9 protein-coding genes and 3 rRNA genes are annotated in these 16,004 nt (G+C 66.3%); 6 read left to right on the forward strand and 6 right to left on the reverse strand.

The window, feature by feature from the left end; translation table 11 throughout:
- The first annotated feature begins 37 nt into the window (after positions 1 to 37).
- Genes OHU35_RS20040 through OHU35_RS20055 form a run of 4 tightly spaced genes read left to right on the forward strand, consistent with a single transcriptional unit; the run spans position 38 to position 3,674 of the window.
- Positions 38 to 958 (forward strand): ATP-binding cassette domain-containing protein, encoded by a 921-nt coding sequence (locus OHU35_RS20040; RefSeq protein WP_189729600.1) that lies wholly within the window; start codon positions 38 to 40, stop codon positions 956 to 958.
- On the forward strand, positions 955 to 1,734 hold the full coding sequence (locus OHU35_RS20045) for an ABC transporter permease (RefSeq protein ID WP_405506232.1): 780 nt from the start codon (positions 955 to 957) through the stop codon (positions 1,732 to 1,734). The genes OHU35_RS20040 and OHU35_RS20045 overlap by 4 nt, the downstream gene beginning before the upstream one ends.
- 24 nt (positions 1,735 to 1,758) lie before the next feature.
- Positions 1,759 to 3,006: a sensor histidine kinase gene (locus tag OHU35_RS20050; RefSeq protein ID WP_405506234.1), complete on the forward strand. Its 1,248-nt coding sequence runs from the start codon at positions 1,759 to 1,761 to the stop codon at positions 3,004 to 3,006.
- Entirely contained in the window at positions 3,003 to 3,674 is a 672-nt protein-coding gene (locus OHU35_RS20055; RefSeq protein WP_405506236.1) for a response regulator, read from the forward strand. Before OHU35_RS20050 ends, OHU35_RS20055 begins: the two co-directional genes overlap by 4 nt.
- 69 nt (positions 3,675 to 3,743) lie before the next feature.
- On the opposite strand, the gene rrf is transcribed toward OHU35_RS20055, so the two are convergent.
- The 4 genes from rrf to OHU35_RS20075 all read right to left on the reverse strand — a co-directional run bounded on the left by rrf (position 3,744) and on the right by OHU35_RS20075 (position 10,114).
- Positions 3,744 to 3,860: ribosomal RNA gene (gene rrf / locus OHU35_RS20060) — 5S ribosomal RNA — on the reverse strand.
- A gap of 91 nt (positions 3,861 to 3,951) precedes the next feature.
- A 23S ribosomal RNA gene (locus tag OHU35_RS20065) occupies positions 3,952 to 7,071 on the reverse strand.
- 305 nt (positions 7,072 to 7,376) lie between these two features.
- A 16S ribosomal RNA gene (locus tag OHU35_RS20070) occupies positions 7,377 to 8,902 on the reverse strand.
- The 16S, 23S and 5S rRNA genes sit together here, the layout of an rRNA operon.
- Before the next feature lie 663 nt (positions 8,903 to 9,565).
- Positions 9,566 to 10,114, reverse strand: coding sequence for a MarR family winged helix-turn-helix transcriptional regulator (locus OHU35_RS20075; protein WP_184593498.1), 549 nt, complete (start codon positions 10,112 to 10,114; stop codon positions 9,566 to 9,568).
- Positions 10,115 to 10,236: 122 nt separating this feature from the next.
- Here OHU35_RS20075 and OHU35_RS20080 point away from each other — a divergent pair, with 122 nt between their 5' ends.
- Positions 10,237 to 11,502 (forward strand): MFS transporter, encoded by a 1,266-nt coding sequence (locus tag OHU35_RS20080; protein WP_189727377.1) that lies wholly within the window; start codon positions 10,237 to 10,239, stop codon positions 11,500 to 11,502.
- A 15-nt stretch (positions 11,503 to 11,517) separates the two neighbouring features.
- Here the strand turns inward: OHU35_RS20080 and OHU35_RS20085 are convergent, their stop codons facing one another.
- Together OHU35_RS20085 and OHU35_RS20090 are read right to left on the reverse strand one after the other, a co-directional pair.
- Positions 11,518 to 13,185: a SpoIIE family protein phosphatase gene (locus OHU35_RS20085; protein ID WP_189727350.1), complete on the reverse strand. Its 1,668-nt coding sequence runs from the start codon at positions 13,183 to 13,185 to the stop codon at positions 11,518 to 11,520.
- 172 nt (positions 13,186 to 13,357) lie between these two features.
- Positions 13,358 to 14,737: an NAD(P)/FAD-dependent oxidoreductase gene (locus OHU35_RS20090; protein WP_189727349.1), complete on the reverse strand. Its 1,380-nt coding sequence runs from the start codon at positions 14,735 to 14,737 to the stop codon at positions 13,358 to 13,360.
- A gap of 377 nt (positions 14,738 to 15,114) precedes the next feature.
- On the opposite strand from OHU35_RS20090, the gene OHU35_RS20095 reads away from it, so the two are divergent.
- Entirely contained in the window at positions 15,115 to 15,885 is a 771-nt protein-coding gene (locus OHU35_RS20095) for a TetR/AcrR family transcriptional regulator (protein WP_189727348.1), read from the forward strand.
- Positions 15,886 to 16,004: the final 119 nt, after the last annotated feature.

The following is a 16,004-nucleotide window of genomic DNA, read 5'->3' on the forward strand; positions in this document are numbered from 1 at the left end:
CGACGCCCGCCGCCCCCGCAGGCACGAGCATCGAAGCATGCTGACGGCACACGAACTGACCAAACGCTACGGCGACCGGACGGTCGTCACGGACCTGTCCTTCACCGTCCGCCCCGGCACCGTCACCGGCTTCCTCGGCCCGAACGGCGCGGGCAAGTCCACGACCATGCGGATGCTCCTCGGCCTCGACGCCCCCACTCGCGGTCACGCGACCGTGGGCGGACGCTCCTACGCCGCCCACCCCGCGCCTCTCACCGAGGTCGGCGCCCTGCTGGAGGCCCGCTCGGTCCACCCCGGCCGCACCGCCTATCACCACCTGCGCGCCCTCGCCCACACTCACGGCATCCCCCGCGCACGCGTCGAACAGGTCCTCGCCCTCACCGGCCTCACGGACGTCGCCCACCGCCGCGTCAAGGGCTTCTCCCTCGGCATGGGCCAGCGCCTCGGCATCGCCGCCGCCCTGCTCGGCGACCCGGCCACCGTCGTCCTCGACGAACCCGTCAACGGCCTCGACCCCGAGGGCGTCCTGTGGATCCGTACCCTCCTCAAGTCCCTCGCCGCCGAGGGCCGCACGGTCTTCGTCTCCTCCCACCTGATGAGCGAGATGGCCCTCACCGCCGAGCACCTGGTCATCATCGGCCGCGGCCGCCTCCTCGCCGACACCACGGTCACCGACTTCGTACGCGACTCCGGCACGGGCACCATCAAGGTCGTCACCCCGGAGGCCGCCTCCCTCGTAGACCTCCTCTCCTCCCCCGGCATCGACATCACCACCGACACCCCCGGCACTCTCCAGGTCCGCGGCACGGACGCCGAGCACATCGGCCGGACGGCAGCCGCCCACGGCATCCCCCTCTACGAACTGACCCCGAGCACCGCCTCCCTGGAGGAGGCCTTCATGGACCTCACCCGCGACGCGGTGGAGTACACGGCGACCCTGGAAGGAGCGGCAGCATGACCACGACGGCCCTCCCCCACCGCGTGACCCCGGCCCGCGTCCTGCGCTCCGAGTGGCACAAGCTCTGGACCCTGCGCTCCACCTGGATCACCCTCGCCGTGACCAGCGCCCTCACGGCCGCCATGGGCGCGGGCCTGGGCGCCGCCTACGACGGCTCCGGCGAAGGCGAGATGGACACGGTCCTCTTCGTCCTCCTCGGCACCCAGTTCGCCCAGATCAACCTCGCCGTCCTGGGCATCCTGGCCACCGCGGGCGAGTACTCCACGGGCCAGATCCGGGCCACCATGACCGCCGTCCCCCGCCGCCTGCCCGTCCTGTGGTCCAAGGCCGCCGTCCTGGCCGCGTTGGCGTTCCCCCTCACCCTGGCGACGAACCTCCTCACCTTCCCCCTCGCCCAGTCCTTCCTCTCCGGCACCGACCAGTCCGCCTCCCTCGGCGACCCGGGCGTCCTGCGCGCCCTCGCCGGCAACGCGGCCGGCCTCACCCTGCTCGCCGTCCTCGCCCTCGGCATCGGCGCCCTGGTCCGCTCGGTCCCGATGGCCATCGGCGCCTTCATCGGCCTCGTCATGATCGTCCCGGAGATCCTGGCCATGCTCCCGTACGAGTTCGTCGGCGACGCCGTCCGCCACTTCCCCGGCAAGGCCCTGGAAGCCCTCACCACCGCCCAGCCCCTGCCCGGCGCGACCTCCCCGAGCGCGGCCCTGCTGGCCATGCTCCTGTGGACGGCGGCGACCCTCGCAACAGCGGCGACAGTCCTGCGCCGCCGAGACGTCTGACACGCGGCATCGGAAGCCCTCACGATGGACCCCGTGACGGAAGACAGGGCGCCGGAGCCCCTCACCGAGTACGCCCACCGCATCACCCGCAAGGTGCGCGCCTTCGACCAACGCCACCCGCTGCTGTGGGACCTGCACTTCACCGGCTTCTGGGTGACCGCCGCCCTCATCGACTACGGCGGCGGTGGCTGGCGCCACAACGCGCACAACCTGGATGTCCCCGGCTGGCTCCTCTTCACCCTGAGCCTCGGCCTCTCGGCCCCCCTGCTCCGGCGTCGCACCCACCCCGGCGCCGTCCTGGTCACGATGGTGCCCTTCGCCGTCGTCAACGCATGGACCGGCGCCGCGCTCCAAGCAGCCCTGCTCCAGCTGGCCGTGATCTACCACATCGCCCTGCGCCGCACCCTGCGCGACCTGTGGTGGGCCACGGCCCTGATGTTGACCCCGGTCCTCGTGACGACCGCCCGCTACGGCGATGAGGGCAGCTGGGAACAGCAGATCGGCTCACAGCTCATGTCGATCACCGTGGCCGCCCTCATCGGCATCACGGTCCGCACCCGCCGCAACTACACCGAGGCCCTGGAGGACCGCGCCCGCCGCCTGGAGACCGAACGCGACCAGCAGGCCCAAATCGCCACCGCCGCCGAACGCGCCCGCATCGCCCGCGAGATGCACGACATCATCGGCCACAACCTCTCGGTCATCACCGGTCTGGCCGACGGCGGCCGCTACGCCGCCGCCAAGTCCCCTGAGCGCGCCGGCCAGGCCCTCGAAGCCATCGCCACCACAAGCCGCCAGGCCCTCACCGAACTCCGCCGCCTCCTCGACGTCCTACGGGAGGAGGAGAAGAACCAGGCCGAACTGACACCCCAACCGGGCCTCACCGACCTCGACCAACTCCTCGACGGCGTACGCTCCGCAGGCCTCCCCGTCCGCATCACCACCCACGGCACCCCCACACTCCCTCCGGGCCGCCAGCTCACCGTCTACCGCGTCATCCAGGAAGCCCTCACCAACACCCTCAAACACGCCGGCCCCGGCGCCACCGCGGAGATCGACCTGTCCTACGAGGAGAAGGCCGCCGTCACCGTCGACATCACGGACACAGGCAACGGCCGCAGGACGGACGATCCTCCCCGAGACGGTCGTGGACTACCCGGAATGCGCGAGCGAACCGCTTTGTACGACGGCACACTTGAGGCCGGCCCTCGCCCCCACCCGGAGCAGGGCTGGCGCGTCCGACTCCACCTCCCGGAGGAAACCCCGCAGTGACCACGGTCCTCATCGCCGACGACCAGCCCCTCCAGCGCTTCGGCTCCCGCATGCTCCTGGAGAGCCAGGACGACATGACGGTCGTCGGCGAGGCCGCGAACGGCAGCGAAGCGGTCCGCATGACGGCGGAGCTCCACCCCGACGTCGTCCTGATGGACATCCGCATGCCCGGCCTGGACGGCATCGAGGCGACCCGCCGCATCGCCGCCGCCGGCGACCGCACCCGCATCCTGATCGTCACCACCTTCGACCTGGACGAATACGCCTACGCCGGCCTCCGCGCCGGCGCCTCCGGTTTCCTGGTCAAGGACGCCCAGCCCGAGGAACTCCTCTCCGGCATCCGCGCGGTGGCGACCGGCGACGCGGTCGTCGCCCCCAGCCTGACCCGCCGCCTCCTGGACGCCTACGTCCACCATCTGCCGACCGACCCCTCGGCAGAGGACCAGGCACAGGAGGACTCACGCCTCGCCTCCCTCACCGACCGGGAACGGGAAATCCTCACAGTCATCGGCAAGGGCTGGACGAACACGGAGATAGCCACACGCCTGCACCTGGCCGAGTCGACGGTGAAAACCCACGTGGGCCGCATCCTCGCGAAGACGGGCTCCCGAGACCGTATCCAGGCGGTCATCCTGGCGTACGACACGAAATTGGTTGAGCCGTCATAACTGCCCGCGAGGGGCCCTGAAACGCAGAAAACCCCGCATCCGAAGATGCGGGGTTTCCTTTGAATGATTGTTCGGCGGCGTCCTACTCTCCCACAGGGTCCCCCCTGCAGTACCATCGGCGCTGAAAGGCTTAGCTTCCGGGTTCGAAATGTAACCGGGCGTTTCCCTAACGCTATAACCACCGAAACACTATGAAACTGTAAACTACCGCACCATACCGTGACCTGGCATGGGGCTGTTCGTGGTTTCAGAACCAACACAGTGGACGCGAGCAACTGAGGACAAGCCCTCGGCCTATTAGTACCGGTCAACTCCACACGTTACCGTGCTTCCATATCCGGCCTATCAACCCAGTCGTCTACTGGGAGCCTTACCCTCTCAAGGAGGTGGGAATACTCATCTCGAAGCAGGCTTCCCGCTTAGATGCTTTCAGCGGTTATCCCTCCCGAACGTAGCCAACCAGCCATGCCCTTGGCAGAACAACTGGCACACCAGAGGTTCGTCCGTCCCGGTCCTCTCGTACTAGGGACAGCCCTTCTCAATATTCCTACGCGCACAGCGGATAGGGACCGAACTGTCTCACGACGTTCTAAACCCAGCTCGCGTACCGCTTTAATGGGCGAACAGCCCAACCCTTGGGACCGACTCCAGCCCCAGGATGCGACGAGCCGACATCGAGGTGCCAAACCATCCCGTCGATATGGACTCTTGGGGAAGATCAGCCTGTTATCCCCGGGGTACCTTTTATCCGTTGAGCGACGGCGCTTCCACAAGCCACCGCCGGATCACTAGTCCCGACTTTCGTCCCTGCTCGACCCGTCGGTCTCACAGTCAAGCTCCCTTGTGCACTTACACTCAACACCTGATTGCCAACCAGGCTGAGGGAACCTTTGGGCGCCTCCGTTACTCTTTAGGAGGCAACCGCCCCAGTTAAACTACCCATCAGACACTGTCCCTGATCCGGATCACGGACCCAGGTTAGACATCCAGCACGACCAGACTGGTATTTCAACGACGACTCCACCCACACTGGCGTGCGAGTTTCAAAGTCTCCCAGCTATCCTACACAAGCCGAACCGAACACCAATATCAAACTGTAGTAAAGGTCCCGGGGTCTTTCCGTCCTGCTGCGCGAAACGAGCATCTTTACTCGTAGTGCAATTTCACCGGGCCTATGGTTGAGACAGTCGAGAAGTCGTTACGCCATTCGTGCAGGTCGGAACTTACCCGACAAGGAATTTCGCTACCTTAGGATGGTTATAGTTACCACCGCCGTTTACTGGCGCTTAAGTTCTCAGCTTCGCCACCCCGAAGAGTGACTAACCGGTCCCCTTAACGTTCCAGCACCGGGCAGGCGTCAGTCCGTATACATCGCCTTACGGCTTCGCACGGACCTGTGTTTTTAGTAAACAGTCGCTTCTCGCTGGTCTCTGCGGCCACCCCCAGCTCGAGGAGCAAGTCCTCTCACCAGATGTGGCCCCCCTTCTCCCGAAGTTACGGGGGCATTTTGCCGAGTTCCTTAACCATAGTTCACCCGAACGCCTCGGTATTCTCTACCTGACCACCTGAGTCGGTTTAGGGTACGGGCCGCCATGAAACTCGCTAGAGGCTTTTCTCGACAGCATAGGATCATCCACTTCACCACAATCGGCTCGGCATCAGGTCTCAGCCACATGTACGACGGATTTACCTATCGCACGGCCTACACCCTTACCCCGGGACAACCACCGCCCGGGATGGACTACCTTCCTGCGTCACCCCATCACTCACCTACTAACCGCTTGGTCCGGCGGCTCCACCACTTTCCTTTCCCCGAAGGGTCCGGAACGGCTTCACGGCCTTAGCATCACGATGCTCGATGTTTGACGCTTCACAGCGGGTACCGGAATATCAACCGGTTATCCATCGACTACGCCTGTCGGCCTCGCCTTAGGTCCCGACTTACCCTGGGCAGATCAGCTTGACCCAGGAACCCTTAGTCAATCGGCGCAAACGTTTCTCACGTTTGTATCGCTACTCATGCCTGCATTCTCACTCGTGAACCGTCCACAACTCGCTTACGCGGCTGCTTCACCCGGCACACGACGCTCCCCTACCCATCACAGCAGGCGTTGGCCCTTATGCTGCAATGACACGACTTCGGCGGTACGCTTGAGCCCCGCTACATTGTCGGCGCGGAATCACTAGACCAGTGAGCTATTACGCACTCTTTCAAGGGTGGCTGCTTCTAAGCCAACCTCCTGGTTGTCTCTGCGACTCCACATCCTTTCCCACTTAGCGTACGCTTAGGGGCCTTAGTCGATGCTCTGGGCTGTTTCCCTCTCGACCATGGAGCTTATCCCCCACAGTCTCACTGCCGCGCTCTCACTTACCGGCATTCGGAGTTTGGCTAAGGTCAGTAACCCGGTAGGGCCCATCGCCTATCCAGTGCTCTACCTCCGGCAAGAAACACACGACGCTGCACCTAAATGCATTTCGGGGAGAACCAGCTATCACGGAGTTTGATTGGCCTTTCACCCCTAACCACAGGTCATCCCCCAGGTTTTCAACCCTGGTGGGTTCGGTCCTCCACGAAGTCTTACCTCCGCTTCAACCTGCCCATGGCTAGATCACTCCGCTTCGGGTCTTGAGCGTGCTACTAAAACGCCCTATTCGGACTCGCTTTCGCTACGGCTTCCCCACCCGGGTTAACCTCGCAACACACCGCAAACTCGCAGGCTCATTCTTCAAAAGGCACGCAGTCACGAGACATCAGCAAGCTGATGTCCGACGCTCCCACGGCTTGTAGGCACACGGTTTCAGGTACTATTTCACTCCGCTCCCGCGGTACTTTTCACCATTCCCTCACGGTACTATCCGCTATCGGTCACCAGGGAATATTTAGGCTTAGCGGGTGGTCCCGCCAGATTCACACGGGATTTCTCGGGCCCCGTGCTACTTGGGTGTCTCTCAAACGAGCCGCTGATGTTTCGACTACGGGGGTCTTACCCTCTACGCCGGACCTTTCGCATGTCCTTCGCCTACATCAACGGTTTCTGACTCGTCCTGTTGCCGGCAGACAACAGAAGAGAGATCCCACAACCCCGTATACGCAACCCCTGCCGGGTCTCACACGCATACGGTTTGGCCTCATCCGGTTTCGCTCGCCACTACTCCCGGAATCACGGTTGTTTTCTCTTCCTGCGGGTACTGAGATGTTTCACTTCCCCGCGTTCCCTCCACACTGCCTATGTGTTCAGCAGTGGGTGACAGCCCATGACGACTGCCGGGTTTCCCCATTCGGAAACCCCCGGATCAAAGCCTGGTTGACGACTCCCCGGGGACTATCGTGGCCTCCCACGTCCTTCATCGGTTCCTGGTGCCAAGGCATCCACCGTGCGCCCTTAAAAACTTGGCCACAGATGCTCGCGTCCACTGTGCAGTTCTCAAACAACGACCAGCCACCCATCACCCCACCCTTTCAGGCGAGTTCACTGGGGCCGGCGACTGAGGAAAGTTCGTTCCCTCAGACACCCAACAGCGTGCCCGGCCAGATCCCGTCCGAAGATCATGCGTTCCACGCTCAAAAGAGCAGTACTAGCAGCCTCCGACCCGAGGTCCTGGCCGAATAGTCAACGTTCCACCCATGAGCAACCAGCATCAGACATTCGCTGATGTACTGGCCTCTGAACCAGGCAAGCCTGGCTTAGAAGTGCTCCTTAGAAAGGAGGTGATCCAGCCGCACCTTCCGGTACGGCTACCTTGTTACGACTTCGTCCCAATCGCCAGTCCCACCTTCGACAGCTCCCTCCCACAAGGGGTTGGGCCACCGGCTTCGGGTGTTACCGACTTTCGTGACGTGACGGGCGGTGTGTACAAGGCCCGGGAACGTATTCACCGCAGCAATGCTGATCTGCGATTACTAGCGACTCCGACTTCATGGGGTCGAGTTGCAGACCCCAATCCGAACTGAGACCGGCTTTTTGAGATTCGCTCCACCTCGCGGTATCGCAGCTCATTGTACCGGCCATTGTAGCACGTGTGCAGCCCAAGACATAAGGGGCATGATGACTTGACGTCGTCCCCACCTTCCTCCGAGTTGACCCCGGCGGTCTCCCGTGAGTCCCCAGCACCACAAGGGCCTGCTGGCAACACGGGACAAGGGTTGCGCTCGTTGCGGGACTTAACCCAACATCTCACGACACGAGCTGACGACAGCCATGCACCACCTGTACACCGACCACAAGGGGGCGCCTGTCTCCAGACGTTTCCGGTGTATGTCAAGCCTTGGTAAGGTTCTTCGCGTTGCGTCGAATTAAGCCACATGCTCCGCCGCTTGTGCGGGCCCCCGTCAATTCCTTTGAGTTTTAGCCTTGCGGCCGTACTCCCCAGGCGGGGCACTTAATGCGTTAGCTGCGGCACGGACAACGTGGAATGTTGCCCACACCTAGTGCCCACCGTTTACGGCGTGGACTACCAGGGTATCTAATCCTGTTCGCTCCCCACGCTTTCGCTCCTCAGCGTCAGTATCGGCCCAGAGATCCGCCTTCGCCACCGGTGTTCCTCCTGATATCTGCGCATTTCACCGCTACACCAGGAATTCCGATCTCCCCTACCGAACTCTAGCCTGCCCGTATCGACTGCAGACCCGGGGTTAAGCCCCGGGCTTTCACAACCGACGTGACAAGCCGCCTACGAGCTCTTTACGCCCAATAATTCCGGACAACGCTCGCGCCCTACGTATTACCGCGGCTGCTGGCACGTAGTTAGCCGGCGCTTCTTCTGCAGGTACCGTCACTTTCGCTTCTTCCCTGCTGAAAGAGGTTTACAACCCGAAGGCCGTCATCCCTCACGCGGCGTCGCTGCATCAGGCTTTCGCCCATTGTGCAATATTCCCCACTGCTGCCTCCCGTAGGAGTCTGGGCCGTGTCTCAGTCCCAGTGTGGCCGGTCGCCCTCTCAGGCCGGCTACCCGTCGTCGCCTTGGTGAGCCATTACCTCACCAACTAGCTGATAGGCCGCGGGCTCATCCTGCACCGCCGGAGCTTTCCACCATCAAAGATGCCCAAGATGGTCAATATCCGGTATTAGACCCCGTTTCCAGGGCTTGTCCCAGAGTGCAGGGCAGATTGCCCACGTGTTACTCACCCGTTCGCCACTAATCCCCACCGAAGTGGTTCATCGTTCGACTTGCATGTGTTAAGCACGCCGCCAGCGTTCGTCCTGAGCCAGGATCAAACTCTCCGTGAATGTGTACCGGTAATCCGGTGCAACACCACGAGAGCGGAACAGTCAGGCGGAATAAGCCCGACCGTTCACAGCGTCCTCGCTGTGTTTTTTCAAAGGAACCTCGTCCCAGCCTGATGGCCGGAGACGGGGTATCAACATATCTGGCGTTGACTTTTGGCACGCTGTTGAGTTCTCAAGGAACGGTCGCTTCCTTTGTACTCACCCTCTCGGGCTTTCCTCCGGGCGCTTCCCTTCGGTCTTGCGTTTCCGACTCTATCAGATCTTTCCGATCCGATTTCCTCGGTGCTTTCCAGGTTCCCGCTTCCGCGTTTCCCTTTCCGGCGGTTCCGACTCTATCAGATCCTTTCGGGCCTGATCCCCAGTCAGTGGGGGTTGTCTTTGCGGCTGTTGGGCCGTTCCGACGTGTCCAACCTTAGCGCGGTCTCTCGCCGATTCCCAAATCGAGCCGGTGTCGAGTCGATCAGGCCGTCGAGTCCCAATTCGAATTGAATTCGGGCACGCCGAAATCAACTCCGCTGGGAGCGATCTTGCTGGTGGTTGGGTGCCGCTTGAGCGGCGAAAGTGCCGTCGCAGAACCGTTACGGCTCCGCGGCAACCCGAAGAACTCTACGGATCGGGCAGGGGGGTGTCAAGCGGCCCCTGTCAAGATCTTTTGTGTGGCCGTCAGTCCAGGTCTGAGAGGCGGCCGCCGGCGTCCGGCTGGGCGTCTTCCACCCTGCGCAGCAGGCGAGTGAGGACGCTGCCGAGCGCGGTGCGCTCGACGGGGGACAGATCCTGGAGCAGGTCCTCCTCGAAGACCGTTGCCAGGCGCATTGCCTCCAGCCACTTCTCACGCCCCTCGGATGTCAGCTCCACGATGACTCGTACGCGGTTGGACTCGTCTCGCTCTCGGGTAACCAGCCCTTCGCCGACCATGCGGTCGATGCGGTGGGTCATGGCGGCCGGGGTGAGACCGAGGCGCTTGGCGAGGTCGCTGGGGCCCAGACGGTAGGGAGCGCCGGAGAGGACGAGGGCCTTGAGGACCTCCCACTCCGCGTTGCTGATGCCGAGGGCCGAGGTCTGACGCCCGTAGGCGACGTTCATGCGGCGGTTCAGGCGGGACAGGGCCGAGACGATCTGCTCCACCTGGGGGTCGAGGTCCTGGAACTCGCGCTGGTACGCGGCGATCTGTTCTTCGAGGGTCGGCTCGCTGGGGCCGGGGGTGTCGCCCATGGCGGCAGTATGGCACGGACGTTCTTTGCCTTGAAGTCCTTGGGTATGTACTCTTTAGCTTCGAAGTTTAGTTTCGAAGTCTTCACTCCTAACTTGTGAGAGAGGTGAACGTGACCAGGGCGATGGGCGCAGCGATGCGCCGCATTCACGTGGGTAACGCACTCAGCGCGTTCGGGCTCGGCTTCACGGTCCCCTACCTGTACGTCTATGTGGCGCAGGTGCGGGGACTGGGAGCCATGACGGCGGGGCTCGTGCTCGCCGTCTTCGCTGTGGCCGCGCTGGTCGTGCTGCCGTTCGCCGGGCGGGCCATCGTCCGGCGTGGCCCGCTGCCGGTGCTGCTCGCCGCCCTGATCACCGCCGCCATAGGTGCCCTGAGTCTGGGGATCGCGAGCAGTGCGGCGGCCGTGCTGGTGTCGGCTGCCCTGCTGGGAGCCGGGCAGGCCGTGATGCAGCCGGCGCTGGCCACGATGATCGTGGACTGCTCGACGGCGGAGACGCGGTCGCGGGCGTTCGCCATGCAGTTCTTCCTGCAGAACCTCGGGCTCGGTGTCGGTGGCCTCATCGGTGGACATCTGGTCGACACGACCAGTGCCGCCTCCTTCACCCTCCTCTTCGCGATCGAGGCGGCGATGTTCCTGCTGCTGGTCGTGGTGATGGTGACGGTGCGGATGCCGCATGCGCCGCGGATCGAGGACGCACCCGTGGCGTCGGGGCGGGGCAGCTGGAAGCAGTTGCTGGGCAATCGGGCCATGGTGCAGCTGTGTGTGCTGGGCTTCGTGTTGTTCTTCGCCTGCTACGGCCAGTTCGAGTCGGGGCTGAGTGCGTACGGGGTCGAGGCCGCCGGGATATCGACGTCGGCGCTGGGGACCGCGCTGGCGGCGAACACGCTGGTGATCGTCATCGCGCAGTTCGCGGTGCTGCGGTTCGTGGAGCGGCGGAGGCGGTCGCGGGTGATCGCGGCCGTGGGGCTGATCTGGGCCGTGGCGTGGGCCGTCGCCGGGTACGCGGGCCTCGGGCACGGGAGCCAGGAGATGGCGACGGCCGCGTTCGTCTCGACGTACGCCTTGTTCGGGCTGGGCGAGGCGATGCTGTCGCCGACCGTGGCCCCGCTGGTCGCGGATCTCGCGCCGGAGGGGATGGCCGGGCAGTACAACTCGGCGTTCGCCTTGGTCAAGCAGCTCGCGCTGGCCGTCGGGCCGGCGGTGGGCGGGCCGCTCGGGGCTTCGCTGCACGCGCCGTACATCGTGGCGTTCCTGGTGTTCTCCCTCGGGATCACCGTCCTCGCCGTGCGGTTGGGGCGGCAGCTGACCGACGTGCAGGACCAGCCGTGGCTCGGGAAGAGCCGGGTCGTGGCGCGGGGTGGGGCGCCCGTTTCCGCTGACGTCTGATCCGCTGCCAGTCGGCTAGGTCGTCTGTGTGCGCGGCAGGGCGAACTCGCACCACACCGCCTTGCCGCCGCCCGGGGTGCGTCTGCAGCCCCAGTTCGACGCGATCGTGGCGACGATGGCGATGCCCCGGCCCGACTCGTCGCCCGCTTCGGCTCGGCGGCGTCTGGGGAGGTGGTCGTCGCCGTCGGTGACCTCGATGATCAGGCGGCGGTCGGTGCGGCGCAGGCGCAGGCGCATCGGCGGGGTGCCGTGCTGGAGGGAGTTGGCGACCAGTTCGCTGGTGGCCAGGACGCCCAGGTCGTGCAGGTCGGCGGGGAAGCGCCAGCTGGTCAGGACGCCGGAGGCGAAGGCACGCGCGCGTGGGGCCGCTTCCACGCCGCCGAGGAGTTCCAGGGCGGCGTTGCGGAAGAGCTCGCCCTCCGCGCCCGTGCGGGCGGGGTGCTGGAGGACCAGGACGGCCACGTCGTCGTCGTGGTCGGGTGTCACGCCGGCCGAGCGGACCAGGCGGTCGCAGACGACCTGGGGTGTGCCGGTGGCGCCGGCCAGGGCGCGTTCCAGGGATGCGATGCCCTCGTCCAGGTCGGCGTCCCGGCGCTCCACCAGGCCGTCCGTGTAGAGGACGGCCGTGGAGCCGGGGCTGAGGGGGATCGAGCCGGAGGAGTGCATCCAGCCGCCGGTGCCGAGCGGGGGGCCGGTGGGTTCTTCGGCGCGCAGGACCGTGCCGGTCTCGTCGCGGACGAGGATGGGGAGGTGGCCGGCCGAGGCGTAGACCAGCTTGCCCTCGTTCGGGTCGTGGACCGCGTACGCGCAGGTGGCGATCTGGTTGGCGTCGATCTCGGCTGCCAGGCCGTCGAGGAGTTGCAGGACCTCGTGCGGGGGCAGGTCGAGGCGGGCGTAGGCGCGGACCGCCGTGCGGAGCTGGCCCATCACCGCGGCCGCCCGGACGCCGCGGCCCATGACGTCGCCGATGACCAGGGCCGTGCGGCCGCCGCCCAGGGTGATCACGTCGTACCAGTCGCCGCCGACCGCGGCCTCCGTGCCGCCGGGGTGGTAGGTGGCGGCGACGCGCAGGTCGTCCGGTTCCTCGAGTTCCTGGGGGAGCAGGGATCTCTGCAGGGTCACCGCGGTTTCGCGCTGGCGGCGTTCGCTGGCGCGCAGGCGTTCGGCGGCTTCGGCGTGGTCGGTGACGTCGGTGGCGAAGACCAGGACACCGCGGCCTTCGCTGCCGCCCTCGCCGTCGCCCTGGGCGACCGGGGTGCAGGTGAAGGTGTAGGAGCGGCCGTCGGGGGCCTTGCGGGACTTCACCGTGCGGGGCTTGCCGCTGCGCTGGACCTGGTCCAGGAGGGGGAACAGGCCGAGGGCGTCAAGCTCCGGGAGGACCTCGCGGGCGCGTTCGCCCAGGGGGCGTACGCCGAAGGCGGTCGTGTAGGCGTCGTTGACGTAGGCGATGCGGTGGTCGGGGCCGTGGACCAGGGCGACGAGGGACGGGACGCGGTCGAGGACCTCACGCACCCGCAGCTCGTCGACGGCGGGTACGGACGGTGTCTCGTCGGTCAGTGCTTCGGCGCGGGCGGCCGGTACGGAGCCGTCCCCCCGCCGGTCCGGGGAGGCCGTCTGCTCGGTCCGCGCTGCGGCGCGGCGCTGCGTTCCGGGGAGCCGGGCGCTCCAGCGCGTGAAGTTCACGAATCCTTGCCTCGTGTAGTGGTCGGCGGCCGGCACCGGAACCGGCCGGGGCCCGGAGGCCCGCACCGGGACGTGGGGTGGCACGCCCGCGGTGGTGGACCAGTCTGGCAGGGCGCGGACCGGACCAACATCCGTCAGACGCCGGGCCGGCCGCTGGAGTTCCTGGGTCCGGTCAGGACGACCCCTTCGGGTTGTGCGGGGGGTCTTGAGAAGGCTTTCCACCGGCCGCGAGTTCGAACTCCGCCCGGGGGTGTTCGAGTGAACCCAGGGAGACGATCTCCCGTTTGAACAGGCCGGCCAGGGACCATTCGGCGAGCACGCGCGCCTTGCGGTTGAAGGTGGGCACGCGGCTGAGGTGGTAGGCGCGGTGCATGAACCAGGCGGGGTAGCCCTTGAGCTTGCGTCCGTAGACGTGGGCGACGCCCTTGTGCAGGCCCAGGGAGGCGACCGAGCCGACGTACTTGTGGGTGTAGGTGGTGAGGGGTTCGCCGCGCAGGGCGTGCACGATGTTGTCGCCGAGGACGCGGGCCTGGCGGACGGCGTGCTGGGCGTTGGGGGCGCACTCGCCGCCCGGTTTCTCCGCGGTGACGTCGGGGACGGCCGCGGCGTCTCCCGCCGCCCACGCGTGCGTGGTGCCCTCGATCGTCAGTTCCGGGGTGCAGGTGAGCCGTCCGCGGTCGTTGCGGGGCAGGTCGGTGGCGGCGAGGACCGGGTGGGGTTTCACGCCGGCCGTCCAGACGACCGTGCGGGTGGGGAAGCGCGCGCCGTCACTGAGGGCCGCCACCCGGTCCGCGCAGGAGTCCAGGCGGGTCCGCAGGCGTACGTCGATGTTGCGGCGGCGCAGTTCGGTGACGGTGTAGCGGCCCATCTCCTCGCCGACCTCGGGCAGGATGCGGTCCGAGGCCTCGACGAGGATCCACTTCATGTCCTCGGGCTGGATGTTGTGGTAGTAGCGCGCGGCGTAGCGGGCCATGTCCTCCAGTTCGCCGAGTGCCTCCACACCGGCGAAGCCGCCGCCGACGAAGACGAAGGTGAGGGCCGCGTCGCGGATCGCGGGGTCGCGGGTGGAGGAGGCGATGTCCATCTGTTCGATGACGTGGTTGCGCAGGCCGATGGCCTCCTCGACGGTCTTGAAGCCGATGCCGTGCTCGGCGAGGCCGGGGACCGGCAGGGTGCGCGAGACGGAGCCGGGGGCGAGGACAAGTTCGTCGTAGGTCAGCCGCTCTCCGCCCGTGCCCTCCTCCTCGGTGGCGAGGGTGCTGATGGTGGCGGTGCGTTGCGCGTGGTCGACGGCGGTCGCCTCGCCGATGACGACGCGGCACCGGTCGAGGACGCGGCGCAGCGGTACGACGACGTGCCGGGGCGAGATGGCACCGGCGGCGGCCTCGGGGAGGAAGGGCTGGTACGTCATGTACGGGTCGGGTGTGACGACGGTGATCTCCACCTCGCCCCGGTCCAGTTCCCGTTTCAGTCTGCGCTGCAGGCGCAGGGCCGTGTACATCCCGACGTAGCCGCCACCGACAACGAGAATGCGCGCACGTTCCTTCACCATCCCATGACGCACCCGTCGCTTGCGTTTGTCCACAGCCTCGACCAATTGTGTGACCGGAGCGGGAGAGCGCGCGGAGTTGGCCGGATTATCGAGCTGTGATGAATAAGCGCAGGTCAGCCGGGGTGGTGCGGGGGGCGCGCAGGGGCACATTCAGGACGTATACGGCCCGTACTCCGATCGGTGGGCGCTCCGTGCGGAACGTGCCCCTTCTGAATTGACTCCCTCTCAACTATGTTCGTGTGTCGACGGGGTGTAGGGGGATGCGCTCACCGGGTCCGCGACGAACGGGCCCGCGGACCCGGGCCTGTTCCCTCCGCCCCGGCATCGAATGGCGGGGAGTGTCTCCGGGGGGAGACGTCATTACCGGGGGAATACGTATGCATGTTCAGGATTCTCATTGGTCGTCCGCATCCGCTCTGGCGGCGGGTGGCGCGACGTTGAGCGCGGCGGTGGGCAGCGGACGCGGGGACGGCCCGCGCACGACACCGCTGCGTGTGGACGCACAGCGCAATCTGGAGCACGTGCTGCGTGCGGCGCGTGAGGTCTTCGGCGAGCTGGGGTACGGCGCGCCGATGGAGGACGTGGCGCGGCGCGCGCGGGTCGGTGTGGGCACGGTGTACCGGCGGTTCCCGAGCAAGGACGTCCTGGTGCGGCGGATAGCCGAGGAGGAGACCTCCCGGCTGACCGACCAGGCGCGTGCGGCGCTCGGACAGGAGGACGAGCCGTGGTCGGCTCTGTCGCGCTTCCTGCGTACGTCGGTGGCCTCCGGCGCCGGGCGGCTGCTGCCGCCGCAGGTGCTGCGGGTCTCGGTCGAGGATGACCGTGCCGGTCAGGCTCGCGTGCCGCAGCAGCGGACGCAGCCGGGCACGACGGAGCTGCGGCTGGTTCCGGAGGAGCCGGTGGCGATCGCAGCGGTACCGGCGGTCGCCGCCGAGGACGACGCCGGGGCGTCGGCGCTGCTCGAGGTCGTGGGTCAGCTCGTGGAGCGGGCGCGTGCGGCGGGTGAGCTGCGGCCGGACGTGTCGGTGTCGGACGTCCTGCTGGTGATCGCGACGGCCGCGCCCTCGCTGCCCGACGCGGCACAGCAGGCGGCCGCCTCGGCCCGGCTGCTGGACATCCTGCTGGAGGGGCTGCGCTCGCGGCCGTGAGCCGACGGGTGGGAGAAGGACTTCGGGCCCGGTGAGTCTTCCGGGCCCGAGCCGGACCTCCGGATCCGGACCGAGGGGTGAGCCTTCCCCGAAAGGGTGATGGCTAGTACTGGCGTGCG

This window comes from Streptomyces purpurascens (assembly GCF_045040895.1).
In the GTDB taxonomy this organism is placed as follows: domain Bacteria; phylum Actinomycetota; class Actinomycetes; order Streptomycetales; family Streptomycetaceae; genus Streptomyces; species Streptomyces purpurascens.